At 69.6% G+C, this 12,817-nt stretch carries 11 protein-coding genes; 6 read left to right on the top strand and 5 right to left on the bottom strand.

Annotation, left to right across the window (positions count from 1 at the left end):
• Positions 1-395: 395 nt before the first annotated feature.
• Genes R6V09_RS31445 through R6V09_RS31430 form a run of 4 tightly spaced genes read right to left on the bottom strand, consistent with a single transcriptional unit; the run spans position 396 to position 3,926 of the window.
• Positions 396-1,019: a response regulator transcription factor gene (locus R6V09_RS31445; protein ID WP_317884852.1), complete on the bottom strand. Its 624-nt coding sequence runs from the start codon at positions 1,017-1,019 to the stop codon at positions 396-398.
• Positions 1,016-2,215 (bottom strand): sensor histidine kinase, encoded by a 1,200-nt coding sequence (locus R6V09_RS31440; protein WP_317884851.1) that lies wholly within the window; start codon positions 2,213-2,215, stop codon positions 1,016-1,018. The genes R6V09_RS31445 and R6V09_RS31440 overlap by 4 nt, the downstream gene beginning before the upstream one ends.
• On the bottom strand, positions 2,212-3,063 hold the full coding sequence (locus tag R6V09_RS31435) for an ABC transporter permease (protein WP_317884850.1): 852 nt from the start codon (positions 3,061-3,063) through the stop codon (positions 2,212-2,214). Before R6V09_RS31435 ends, R6V09_RS31440 begins: the two co-directional genes overlap by 4 nt.
• A complete protein-coding gene (locus tag R6V09_RS31430) occupies positions 3,060-3,926 on the bottom strand; it encodes an ABC transporter ATP-binding protein (RefSeq protein ID WP_317884849.1) in 867 nt (288 codons plus the stop codon). Before R6V09_RS31430 ends, R6V09_RS31435 begins: the two co-directional genes overlap by 4 nt.
• A 142-nt stretch (positions 3,927-4,068) precedes the next feature.
• On the opposite strand from R6V09_RS31430, the gene R6V09_RS31425 reads away from it, so the two are divergent.
• The 3 genes from R6V09_RS31425 to rpsD all read left to right on the top strand — a co-directional run bounded on the left by R6V09_RS31425 (position 4,069) and on the right by rpsD (position 7,045).
• Complete coding sequence (locus tag R6V09_RS31425; protein ID WP_317884848.1) at positions 4,069-4,725, top strand: vitamin K epoxide reductase family protein; 657 nt, start codon at positions 4,069-4,071, stop codon at positions 4,723-4,725.
• Positions 4,726-4,772: 47 nt separating this feature from the next.
• Positions 4,773-6,128 (top strand): replication-associated recombination protein A, encoded by a 1,356-nt coding sequence (locus tag R6V09_RS31420; RefSeq protein WP_317884847.1) that lies wholly within the window; start codon positions 4,773-4,775, stop codon positions 6,126-6,128.
• 302 nt (positions 6,129-6,430) lie between these two features.
• Positions 6,431-7,045 (top strand): 30S ribosomal protein S4, encoded by a 615-nt coding sequence (gene rpsD, locus R6V09_RS31415; protein ID WP_019066381.1) that lies wholly within the window; start codon positions 6,431-6,433, stop codon positions 7,043-7,045.
• 33 nt (positions 7,046-7,078) lie between these two features.
• Here rpsD and R6V09_RS31410 read toward each other — a convergent pair whose 3' ends face one another.
• Positions 7,079-9,250 (bottom strand): ATP-binding protein, encoded by a 2,172-nt coding sequence (locus R6V09_RS31410; RefSeq protein ID WP_317884846.1) that lies wholly within the window; start codon positions 9,248-9,250, stop codon positions 7,079-7,081.
• A gap of 204 nt (positions 9,251-9,454) precedes the next feature.
• Between R6V09_RS31410 and R6V09_RS31405 the strand changes: the two genes are divergently transcribed.
• From R6V09_RS31405 to alaS, 3 genes are all read left to right on the top strand, one after another.
• The gene (locus R6V09_RS31405; RefSeq protein ID WP_063739143.1) at positions 9,455-9,901 is read left to right on the top strand and encodes a DUF948 domain-containing protein; all 447 of its coding nucleotides are present in this window, start codon (positions 9,455-9,457) and stop codon (positions 9,899-9,901) included.
• Between the two features lie 7 nt (positions 9,902-9,908).
• Positions 9,909-10,268: a hypothetical protein gene (locus tag R6V09_RS31400; protein WP_317884845.1), complete on the top strand. Its 360-nt coding sequence runs from the start codon at positions 9,909-9,911 to the stop codon at positions 10,266-10,268.
• The coding region (alaS, locus tag R6V09_RS31395; RefSeq protein WP_317884844.1) for an alanine--tRNA ligase at positions 10,268-12,817 on the top strand (2,550 nt) is incomplete at its 3' end. The genes R6V09_RS31400 and alaS, both read left to right, overlap by 1 nt.

Genomic DNA, 12,817 nt, shown 5'->3' with positions numbered 1-12,817 from the left:
CGTGATCTGGCCGAAGGCGTCGTGCAGCTGAAGGACATGGAGTCCGGCGATCAGACGGCGGTCGGGGTCAACGAGATCGTGGCGGAACTGGAATCGAAGCTGGGCTGAGGTGGGTTGGGGGCGGGGGTTGTTTCTTCGCCCCCGCCGCCCCTACCCGTCCCATCCTTCTGGGGCTCCGCCCCAGACCCCGCTCCTCAAACGCCGGAGGGGCTGAATTTGACCCCGGCTGGGACTTGATCTTTGACCCTGGCCGGGGCCTGATCCTCTGACCCAGGCCGGGGTTTGATCTTTTAGCCCGTCCGGCGTTTGAGGACGAGGCCGTTCAGGCCGAAGCGGGGGTCTGGGGGCGGCAGCCCCCAGGGACGGGACGGGTAGGGGCGGCGGGGGCGAAATCCTCAGTCCAGCAACCCGTACCGCATCGCACTCGTCACTGCCGCCGTCCGGTCGTCGACGCCCAACTTGCCGAAGACGCGCAGGAGATGGGTCTTCACGGTCGACTCCCCGATGTACAGCCGCCTGCCGATCTCCGCGTTCGTGCACCCCTCCGCCACCAACCGCAACACCGCCGTCTCCCGCTCGGACAGCCGCGGCCGTTCCGGCTTCGTCCGCAACTGGTCCACCAACCGCGCCGCCACCGAAGGCGCCAACACCGTCTCGCCCCGCGCCGCGGCCCGTACCGCGTTCGCCAGTTCGCCCCGGGGCAGGTCCTTCAGCAGGTAGCCCGCCGCCCCCGCCTCCACCGCACGCAGAATGTCCCGGTCCGTCTCGTACGTCGTGAGGACGATCACCCGGCACGGCAGCCCCGCCTCGCTCATCCGCACGATGGAGTCGACACCTCCGCCGCCCGGCATCCGCAGGTCCATCAGCACGATGTCGGGGCGGAGTTCGGCCGCCAGCGCCTCGGCCTGTGGCCCACTGGACGCGTCGGCGATGACGTCGAGGTCCGGTTCGGCGCTGAGCATGGCCCGCAGGCCCTCGCGTACAACGGGGTGGTCGTCGGCCAGAACGATCCGGATCATCGGGAACTCCTTACAGGTGACACCGGCAGCCGTACCGTCACCGTCGTGCCCTCGCCCGGCGCGCTCCGCACCAGTGCTGTCCCGCCCACCTCGGCGGCCCGGGTCCGCAGGCCCGCCAGACCGTAGCCGCCGGACACCGCCCCCGGAGCGAATCCGCACCCGTCGTCCCGTACCGACACGGTGAGTTGATCGTCGGCGTACGCCAGCGTGAGGCTCACCGTCGTTGAACTCCCCGCGTGCTTGCGGGCGTTGGCAAGGGCCTCCTGGCAGGAACGCAGGGCGACCACCTCGGGCGCGGCGGGCAGGGCGCGCACGGAGCCGGTCACCTCCAGGACCGCGTCATGGCGCGCGGCAAGTCGGCGCAGGGCGTCCGGCAGTGAGGCGTCGGCGAGGTCGGCCGGGGTGCCGCCGGCGACCAGGGCGCGGGCCTCGGCGAGGTTCTGCCGGGCGGTCTCGTCCATCAGCGCGAGGTGGCGGCGGGCTTGGGGGAGGTCCTCGTCCAGCTCGGCCTCCACTGCCTGGACCAGCATCAGCAGACTGGTGAAGCCCTGGGCGAGGGTGTCGTGGATCTCCCGGGCCATGCGCTCGCGTTCGGCCAGCGCGCCGTGCGCCGACGACAGCCGGGACACCTCGTGGCGGCTCGCGTCCAGCTCGGCGATCAGCTCGGCGCGCTCCTGGCTCTGTTCGATGACCCGAATGATCCACGTCCCGAGGGCCATCGAGAAGACCAGGGTGACCACGGCGAACACCGAGTTGAAGAACACGTCCTGGGCGCTGGGCCACCACAGCAGCGTCCAGCCGATCACCGGCGCGATGTTGATCACGGTCACCGCGATCAGCGCCCAGCGCAGCCGCAGCACCATGAAGCAGGGCGGGACGAGCGCGAAGCACATCAGCCGGGTCTCGCCGACCAGCACCGCCGAGGGCAGGAACAGCGCCATCTGCGCCACGAGGTAGCCGACGGCCCGCCGCTCGTCGGGCGGATCGCCCTGGAGGACCGGGCGCCCGAGCCGAACGTACAGGGGGACCAGCGGGACGAGCAGCCCGGCCGCCACCACGCGTACCGGCCACCCCGGCTTGTCCGTGCCGAGCACGAACACCAGGGTGGCCAGCCAGATCAGGGCGAAGTACGTGTCCCAGAGCCGGAACGACCGGTCCCAGGTGTACGAGCTCTTCACCGGGGCGGGAACGGTCATCCGTCGCGCCGGTTCTTCCACCGGAAGGTCAGCAGGCACAGCAGCAATCCTCCGACGCACCACGCCCCGAGCACCAGCGCGACCTTCCCGAACTCCCAGCTGCCGGCCTGCTCCAGCACCTGTGCCGACGAGGGCAGGAACACCCCGCGCAGCCCCTGGCACATCCACTTCAGCGGGAACAGGGCTCCGATGTTGAGCATCCAGTCCGGGATGGTGTCGATGGAGATGTACACCCCGGAGATGAACTGCAGGACCAGGAAGGGCAGTACGACCACGGAGGTCGCGCTCTTGCCCGACTTGGGCACCGAGCTGACCGCGATGCCGAGCAGCGCGCACGCCGTCAGGCCGAGTACGAAGATCCACCCGAAGTCCAGCCACCTGGTGGCGGACGAGGGCAGGTCCACGCCGTAGAAACCGGTCCCGACGAGCAGCAGGATCGCCGTCTCCATCAGGCCCGTGACCAGAACCAGCCAGATCTTGCCGAGGAAGTACGAGGCCGGTGGCATCGGCGTGCCGCGCAGCCGGCGCAGCACCTTCTCGTCGCGTTCGATCGCGATCGAGATGCCGAGGGACTGGAAACTCGTCGACATGATGCCGGCGGCCATCATGGCCGGGACGTAGAGCTGCGAGGCGGTGACGCCCGCGCCCCGGACGTCGTCCTTGAAGATCGACGCGAAGAGGAAGAGGAAGACGACCGGGAAGGCGAAGGTGAAGACGACCTGGTCGCGCTGGCGGAAGAACTGTTTGAGTTCCAGCACTCCGCGGCGCAGCCCGAGCCCCCAGGCACTGGGTAGCCGTTCCTCGGAGGCCCGGGTCCGGGTCCGTACGGCGGTGGCGGTCGTGGTCATCGCGCGTCCTCCTGTCCGGTCAGGCGGAGGTAGACGTCCTCCAGGGTGGGGCGGCTCACCAGCAGCCCGGGGATCTCGCCGTCGTAGCGGTGCATGAGCTCCGCTACGACCTTGGTAGGAGTCTCGGTGCGCTCCGCGCGCGGGGTGCCGTCCGGCTCGGTCCACTCGACGGTGGCTCCGGTGCCGTGGCGCTCGCGCAGGGCGGCCGGTTCGCCCTCGGCGACCACACGGCCCTTGGCGACGATGGCGAGGCGGTCGGCGAGGTTCTCCGCCTCCTCCAGGTAGTGCGTGGTGAGGAGGATGGTGGTGCCCTCGTCGGCGAGCTTGCGGATCAGGTCCCAGAACTGGCGCCGGGCCGCCGGGTCGAAACCGGTCGTCGGCTCGTCCAGAAGCAGGAGATCGGGGCCACCTATCACCCCGAGGGCCACGTCGAGACGCCGTCGCTGCCCGCCCGACAGGGCCTTGATCCGGCTGTCCACCTTGGCCTCCAGACCCACCAGGCCGATGACCTCCTCGGGGTCGCGCGGACGCGGGTAGTAGCGGGCGAAGTGCCGTACGGTCTCGCCGACCGTCAACTCCGCGGGTGCCGATTCGTCCTGCCAGACGATGCCGACCCGCGAGCGCCACGCGCGTGTGCCCGTCGCGGGGTCCGACCCGAGTACCGACACCTCGCCCGCGTCCCGGCCCCGGTTGCCCTGGAGGATCTCCACCGTGGTGCTCTTGCCCGCGCCATTGGGCCCGAGCAGGCCGAACACCTCTCCCGTGCGGATCTCCAGGTCGATTCCGTCGACGGCGGTCACGTCCCCGTACTGCTTGCGCAGCCCCCGCACATCCACTGCGAGTTCGTTCGCCTGTGTTGTCATGCCATGAGCATCGTCCGGAATTGAGCGCTCAGGGACGACCGTGCGTACTTCCTTATGTCCACCGAACGGTGGACAGAGGTGCTCGTGCGGCACAATGGCCCTGCCCGAAGAAGGTCCAACTCTCAAGTGACGGATCGGCGTGATGAGCAAGACGACAGTGAAGGACGTCTCCACCGACTCCGAGCCGGAGCACACGGTCCCGGAGCCGCGCACGGTGGGCAGCAGCCGGGCCTTCGCCGTGCTGCTGGTGATCACCGGTGCGGCCGGACTGCTCGCCGCGTGGGTCATCACGATCGACAAGTTCAAGATCCTTGAGGGCAAGCTCGCCGGGAAGACGTTCACCCCGAGCTGCAGCATCAACCCGATCGTGTCCTGCGGCAGCGTCATGGAGAGCAAGCAGGCCGCCGCCTTCGGCTTCCCGAACCCGATGCTCGGCCTGGTCGCCTACGGCATCGTCATCTGCGTCGGCATCAGCCTGCTGACCCGGGTGCAGTTCCCGCGCTGGTACTGGCTGACCTTCAACTTCGGCACCCTCTTCGGAGTGGCCTTCTGCACCTGGCTGCAGTTCCAGTCGCTGTACCGGATCAACGCGCTGTGCCTGTGGTGCTCGCTGGCCTGGGTCGCCACGATCACCATGTTCTGGTACGTCACGTCGTTCAACATCCGCAACGACTTCCTGAAGGCACCGCGCCCGGTGAAGAACTTCCTGGGTGAGTTCACCTGGGTCCTCCCGGTCACCCACGTCGGCATCATCGCCATGCTGATCCTGACCCGCTGGGGCACCCAGCTCTGGGCCTGAATCCGGGCCCGACGGGATTGTCAGTGGCGTGACATAGGGTTTTGGACGTGGAGCCCGACCTTTTCACCGCAGCAGCCGAAGAACGCCAGGAGAGGGACCCGTCCAGCAGTCCCCTGGCGGTACGGATGCGCCCGCGCACCCTCGACGAGGTGGTGGGCCAGCAGCACCTGCTGAAGCCGGGCTCACCCCTGCGCCGACTGGTCGGCGAGGGGGCGGGCGGCCCGGCCGGACCGTCCTCGGTGATCCTCTGGGGACCGCCCGGCACCGGCAAGACGACCCTCGCATACGTCGTCTCCAAAGCCACCAACAAGCGTTTCGTCGAACTCTCCGCGATCACCGCCGGCGTCAAGGAGGTCCGTGCGGTCATCGACGGCGCCCGCCGCGCCACCGGAGGCTTCGGCAAGGAGACCGTCCTCTTCCTCGACGAGATCCACCGCTTCAGCAAGGCCCAACAGGACTCCCTGCTCCCGGCCGTCGAGAACCGCTGGATCACTCTGATCGCGGCGACCACGGAGAACCCGTACTTCTCGGTGATCTCCCCGCTCCTGTCCCGCTCCCTCCTCCTCACCCTCGAACCCCTCACGGACGACGACCTGCGCGCCCTGATCCGTCGCGCCCTGTCCGACGAGCGCGGTCTCAAGGACGCGGTCACCCTTCCCGAGGACAGCGAGAACCACCTGCTGCGCATCGCCGGCGGCGACGCCCGCCGCGCGCTCACCGCCCTGGAGGCCGCCGCCGGGGCCGCCCTCGACAAGGGCGAGCCGGACATCACCCTCCAGACCCTGGAGGAGACGGTCGACCGGGCCGCGGTGAAGTACGACCGCGACGGCGACCAGCACTACGACGTGGCCAGCGCCCTCATCAAGTCCATCCGCGGCTCGGACGTCGACGCGGCCCTGCACTACCTCGCCCGCATGATCGAGGCCGGCGAGGACCCCCGCTTCATCGCCCGCCGCCTGATGATCTCGGCGAGCGAGGACATCGGCCTGGCCGATCCCAACGCCTTGCCGATCGCGGTCGCCGCCGCCCAGGCCGTAGCGATGATCGGCTTCCCGGAGGCCGCGCTCACCCTCAGCCACGCCACCATCGCCCTGGCCCTGGCCCCCAAGTCGAACGCGGCGACCACGGCGATCGGCGCCGCCATGGAGGACGTACGCAAGGGGCACGCGGGCCCGGTGCCGATGCATCTGCGGGACGGGCACTACAAGGGCGCGGCCAAGCTCGGGCATGCCCAGGGCTACGTCTACCCGCACGACCTGCCCGAGGGCATCGCCGAGCAGCAGTACGCCCCGGAGGAGCTGAAGGACCGCGAGTACTACGAGCCCACTCGCCACGGAGCGGAGGCACGGTACGCGGACGCCGTGGAGTGGACCAGAAAACGCCTTGGTCGTAAGCGGTCCTGAGCACCCTGTAGAATCCCCCGAAGTGCTGTGTCCCGTGCAGTCAGAACGGGACGGTCAGCCGGAGCACCGGTTTTCGGACCGGCTCCAGGAGCGTCGCGCACCGTTCGAATGGTGTCGCGGGCAGCCCACCACCATCCGTCCTAGGACGGAACCGGTCGGTGGGCCACTCGCGTGCTGCACGTAGTGCCCAGATCAGGGGAGCGGCTGCCCACCAGGTCCCGCAAGGGTCCCGGCGGGTTTCCCCGGCTGCGGATGCGACCTCCCTCACCACCCTGACAAGCCGACAGACAGAGAGAGACATCGTGGCGAATCAGTCCCGCCCCAAGGTCAAGAAGTCGCGTGCCCTCGGCATCGCGCTGACCCCGAAGGCCGTCAAGTACTTCGAGGCCCGTCCCTACCCGCCGGGTGAGCACGGTCGTGGCCGCAAGCAGAACTCGGACTACAAGGTCCGTCTGCTGGAGAAGCAGCGTCTGCGCGCGCAGTACGACGTGTCCGAGCGCCAGCTCGTCCGCGCCTACGAGCGTGCCTCCAAGGTCCAGGGCAAGACCGGTGAGGCCCTGATCATCGAGCTGGAGCGTCGTCTCGACGCGCTGGTCCTTCGTTCGGGCATCGCCCGCACGATCTACCAGGCCCGCCAGATGGTCGTTCACGGCCACATCGAGGTCAACGGCCAGAAGGTCGACAAGCCGTCCTTCCGCGTCAAGCCGGACGACGTCGTCATGGTCCGCGAGCGCAGCCGCAGCAAGACCCTGTTCGAGGTCTCCCGCGCCGGTGGCTTCGCCCCCGACGGCGAGACCCCGCGCTACCTCCAGGTGAACCTCGGCGCCCTGGCGTTCCGCCTGGACCGCGAGCCGAACCGCAAGGAGATCCCGGTGATCTGCGACGAGCAGCTCGTCGTCGAGTACTACGCCCGCTGATCACCTCACGGACGTAGCACCACCTGCACCACGTCAGCCCGCCGTCTCCCCGCCCTTCCGGGTGGGCGAGGCGGCGGGCTTTCGCATGTCCACGCCCGTCGGCGCAGGCCGTACCGGCCCACGCGGCACCGGTACGGCGTCGAGGGGCCGTCGCTGTCCCAACGCCCGTGCCACGGCGGCCTCCCGGCCGAGCCGCGCACCCTCGCGTACGCGCTCCTCGTACTGCCCGTTGCCCAGTCGCTCGCGGGCCATCGCCTCGCACAGCTCGTGCGGCGCGTTGTAGTACGCCGAGCCGAACAACGGCAGCCCCACCGACGGCCACATCTCGCCCGCCGCGCCCTGCAACAGCGCGGCCTCGGCGGCGTCGCCCTCCGCCGCCGTGACCAGGGCCAGCAGTTCGACCGCCAGCACCGAGCCCAGCAGATCGCGGAAACCGTGCGCGCTGCCCAGACAGTCCGCCAACAGGTCGCGCGCGAGCGGGAGTTCACCGTCGCTCCAGGCGACGTAGGCCAGGACGTACAGCGCGTACGACCGGGTCCACCGCTCGCCGTGGTCCTCGCACACCCGCCGTACGTCCTCGCACAGCCTCACCGCGTCCGCCAGATCGCCCTGGAACGCCCGCGTCATCGCCAGCTCGACCTGGCCCATCAGCACATTGCTGTTGAGCTCACCGATCTGCTGATAGCGGTCGAGCGCGGAGCGCAGCAGGGTCTCCGCGCGCGGCATGTCGTCCGTGACCAACGCCAGGCAGCCGGTGCGGTGTTCGGCGTACGCGACCGCCGTGGGATTCGCGGCCTCGTCCGCCTCCTCGCGGCACTCCTGGAGCGCGGCCAGCGCGGGCACGGTGTCGCCCTGGAGGATCGCGACATAGCCGAGCACCCACAGGGCTTTCAGCCGTGACTGGTCGTTCGCCGTGTTCTCCGCGTCGAGCTGCACGGCCTGCTCCAGCCAGTGCCGGCCCTCCGAGAGCCGTCCGCAGCCCGCCCAGTAGAACCACAGGGAGCCCGCCAGGTACTGGCCCAGATGGGTCTCGTCCGGCTCGGTCAGGCAGTACTCCAGGGCGCCGCGCAGATTCGGCAGCTCCGCCTCGACCCGCGCGGCGACCTCGCCCTGGCGCGGCGAGAACCAGTCCAGCTCGCACCAGGTCGCCAGCCCCAGATACCAGTCGCGGTGCCTGCGCCGCAGCCGGGCCGCGTCCCCGGTTGCCTCCAGCCAGTCGGCGCCGTACGCCCGGATCGTGTCGAGCATCCGGTAGCGCACGCCCGTCGCCGTCAACTCGCGGACCACCACGGACTGCGCGAGCAGCTCGGACAGCACGTCGAGGACACCGTCAGAGGTCAGTCCGTCGCCGCCGCAGACGTACTCGGCGGCCTCCAGGTCGAAGCGTCCGGCGAACACCGAAAGCCGCGCCCACAGCAACCGCTCCTCGGGCGTGCACAGTTCATGGCTCCAGCCGATCGCCGTCCGCAGCGTCTGATGCCGGGGTAACGCGTCCCTGCGCCCGCCGGCCAGCAGCCGGAACCGGTCGTCGAACCGCGCCAGCAACTCCCCGGGCGACAGGGCCCGCAGCCGCCCCGCCGCCAGCTCGACCGCGAGCGGAATCCCGTCCAGCCGCCGGCACAACTCCCGTACGTCAGCGTCCTCGTCCCCGACAACGACCCCCTGCTGCGCGGCCCGCTCGGCGAACAGCTCCGCCGCCTCGCCCTCACTCAACGGCGCCAGCGCCACCACCCGCTCGCCCGCCAGCTCCAAGGGCCGCCGCCCCACCGCGAGCACCCGCAGCCCCGGCACCCGCCCCACCAACTCGGCCACCAGCGGGGCACACACGTCCACCAGATGCTCGAATCCGTCCAGCACCAGAAGGAGTTGACGCCCCGCCAGATGCGCGAGCAGCGCCTCACGCGGCAGCCGCGTGGTGTGATCCGTCAGCCCCAGCGCCTCCACGACCGCGAAGTCCACGAGTTCCGGGTCGCGTACCGGCGCCAGTTCCACCCGCCACACCCCGTCCGGGGGAGCGGACCGGGCCGCCGCGTGGGCCGCGAGCCGGGACTTGCCGACTCCGCCGGGTCCGGTCACCGTGACCAGACGCGAGGTGTCGAGCGCCCGCGCCAGCTCGGTGAGTTCGGCCGAGCGGCCCACGAACCGGTCGGGTTCGAGGGGCAGATTGCCGTCCGCGGTGGCGTCACCGCCATGGGAAGCTCGCATGGAACACGGAGCGTACTGAACCGTATTCAGTCCGTACAATCGCTTCGCCCAACTCCACCGCGCGCGGGGCGGTAATGCGGTACGGAGCGCCACCCCCGGCGCGATAGGCTCGGGGCCAGTTATCTACATATGTTGACGGAGCGACGGTCTCCGGGCCCGATAGGCTCGGGACTATCCACAAGTGTTGATGAGAGCGGGTGTCAGGTGTCCGGTGGAGAGGTGGCCGGGATCCTGGTGGCCGTCTTCTGGGCGATCCTGGTCTCCTTCCTCGCCGTCGCACTGGTGAGGCTGGCCCAGACGCTCAAGGCGACCACCAAGCTGGTCGCGGACGTCACCGACCAGGCCGTCCCGCTCCTGGCGGACGCCTCCGCGGCGGTGCGCTCCGCGCAGACCCAGATCGACCGGGTCGACGCGATCGCCTCCGACGTCCAGGAAGTCACGTCGAACGCCTCCGCACTGTCCACCACCGTCGCCTCCACCTTCGGCGGTCCCCTCGTCAAGGTCGCGGCCTTCGGCTACGGCGTCCGCCGGGCCCTGGGCGGCCGACGCGAGGACGTGCCCGCGCCGTCCGGGGCGTCCCGTCGTACGGTGATCGTGGGCCGTACCGTCCCGGCCGGACGGCGGGGCAAGCGCACCCGGAAGAAGGACTGACCGAGCGATGTTCCGCCGTACGTTCTGGTTCGGCACGGGCGTGGCCGCCGGTGTCTGGGCGACCACCAAGGTCAATCGCAAGCTGAAGCAGCTGACCCCCGAGCACCTCGCCGTCGCCGCGGCCAACAAGGCGCTCGAAGCGGGCCACAAGCTCAAGGACAGCGCGGTGCACTTCGCGCTCGACGTCCGCGCGGGCATGGCCCAGCGCGAGGCCGAACTCGGCGACGCGCTGGGGATCAACGCCCCGGTCGACCCCGAACTCCCGGCGCCCCGGCAGCACATCGCCATCGAGAACCGCAACAACCCGATGTCCGTCGAAAGAAACGACAGGACGACGTACTCGTACAACCGGAATGAGGACCACTGATGGAGTCGGCTGAAATCCGCCGCCGCTGGCTGAGCTTCTACGAGGAGCGCGGCCACACCGTCGTTCCCTCGGCGTCGCTCATCGCGGACGACCCGACTCTGCTCCTGGTCCCCGCCGGCATGGTCCCGTTCAAGCCGTACTTCCTCGGCGAGGTCAAGCCGCCGTGGCCGCGCGCCACCAGCGTGCAGAAGTGCGTGCGCACCCCCGACATCGAAGAGGTCGGCAAGACCACCCGGCACGGCACGTTCTTCCAGATGTGCGGCAACTTCTCCTTCGGCGACTACTTCAAGGAAGGCGCCATCACCTACGCCTGGGAGCTGCTTACCTCGCCCCAGGACAAGGGTGGTTACGGTCTCGACCCCGAGCGGCTGTGGATCACCGTCTACCTCGACGACGACGAGGCCGAGACCATCTGGCGCGAGAAGATCGGCGTCCCGGCCGAGCGCATCCAGCGCCTCGGCAAGAAGGACAACTACTGGTCGATGGGCGTCCCGGGTCCGTGCGGCCCGTGTTCCGAGATCAACTACGACCGCGGCCCCGAGTTCGGGGTCGAGGGCGGCCCGGCCGTCAACGACGAGCGGTACGTCGAGATCTGGAACCTCGTCTTCATGCAGTACGAGCGCGGCGAGGGCATCGGCAAGGAGGACTTCGAGATCCTCGGCGAGCTGCCCAGCAAGAACATCGACACAGGCCTCGGCCTGGAGCGCCTCGCGATGATCCTGCAGGGCGTGCAGAACATGTACGAGATCGACACCTCCATGGCCGTCATCAAGAAGGCCACCGAGCTGACCGGCGTCGAGTACGGCGAATCGCACGACTCCGACGTCTCCCTGCGCGTGGTCACCGACCACATGCGCACGTCCGTGATGCTCATCGGCGACGGTGTGACCCCCGGCAACGAGGGCCGCGGTTACGTCCTGCGCCGGATCATGCGCCGTGCCATCCGCAACATGCGGCTGCTCGGTGCCACGGGCCTGGTCGTCAAGGACCTCATCGACACCGTCATCGCGATGATGGGCCAGCAGTACCCCGAGCTCGTCACCGACCGCCAGCGCATCGAGACCGTGGCCCTCGCCGAGGAGGCCGCCTTCGTCAAGACGCTGAAGGCCGGCACGAACATCCTCGACAACGCCATCACCGACACCAAGCAGTCCGGCGGCAAGGTCCTCGCCGGAGACAAGGCGTTCCTGCTCCACGACACCTGGGGCTTCCCGATCGACCTCACCCTCGAAATGGCCGCCGAACAGGGCCTTTCCGTGGACGAGGACGGCTTCCGGCGCCTGATGAAGCAGCAGCGCGACCAGGCCAAGGCCGACGCGCAGGCCAAGAAGACCGGCCACGCCGGTGTCGGTGCCTACCGCGAGATCGCCGACAAGGCCGGCGAGACCGACTTCATCGGCTACTCGGACACCGAGGGCGAGTCCACCATCGTCGGCATCCTCGTCGACGGCGTCTCCTCCCCGGCCGCGACCGAGGGCGACGAGGTCGAGATCGTCCTCGACCGCACCCCCTTCTACGCCGAGGGCGGCGGCCAGATCGGCGACACCGGCCGCATCAAGGTCGAGTCCGGTGCCGTCATCGAGATCCGCGACTGCCAGAAGCCGGTGCCCGGCGTCTACGTCCACAAGGGCGTCGTCCAGTACGGCGAAGTCACCGTCGGCGCCAAGGCCGAGGCCGCGATCGACATCCGCCGCCGCACCGCCATCGCCCGCGCCCACTCGGCCACCCACCTCACCCACCAGGCGCTGCGTGACGCGCTCGGTCCGACGGCCGCGCAGGCCGGTTCCGAGAACCAGCCGGGCCGCTTCCGCTTCGACTTCGGTTCACCGTCCGCGGTTCCCACGGCCGTGATGACCGACGTCGAGCAGAAGATCAACGAGGTGCTCGCCCGCGACCTGGACGTGCACGCCGAGATCCTCAGTCTCGACGAGGCCAAGAAGCAGGGCGCCATCGCCGAGTTCGGCGAGAAGTACGGCGAGCGGGTCCGCGTCGTGACCATCGGCGACTTCTCCAAGGAACTGTGCGGCGGTACGCACGTCCACAACACCTCCCAGCTCGGCCTGGTCAAGCTGCTCGGCGAGTCGTCGATCGGCTCCGGAGTACGCCGTATCGAAGCGCTCGTCGGTGTCGACGCCTACAACTTCCTCGCCCGTGAGCACACGGTCGTCGCCCAGCTCCAGGAGCTGATCAAGGGCCGCCCGGAGGAGCTTCCGGAGAAGGTCTCCGCCATGCTCGGCAAGCTGAAGGACGCCGAGAAGGAGATCGAGAAGTTCCGCGCCGAGAAGGTGCTGCAGGCCGCCGGCGGTCTCGTCGAGTCCGCCAAGGACGTGCACGGGATCGCCGTCGTCACCGGCCAGGTCCCGGACGGCACCACCCCTGACGACCTGCGCAAGCTGGTCCTCGACGTGCGCGGCCGTATCCAGGGCGGACGCGCCGCCGTGGTCGCCCTCTTCACGGTCAACAACGGCAAGCCGCTGACGGTCATCGCCACCAACGAGGCCGCCCGCGAGCGCGGCCTCAAGGCCGGCGACCTGGTGCGCGCCGCCGCC

The sequence above is a fragment of the Streptomyces sp. W16 genome (genome assembly GCF_033194735.1).
Lineage (GTDB): Bacteria > Actinomycetota > Actinomycetes > Streptomycetales > Streptomycetaceae > Streptomyces.
This window is presented reverse-complemented; position numbering and strand designations above follow the sequence as displayed.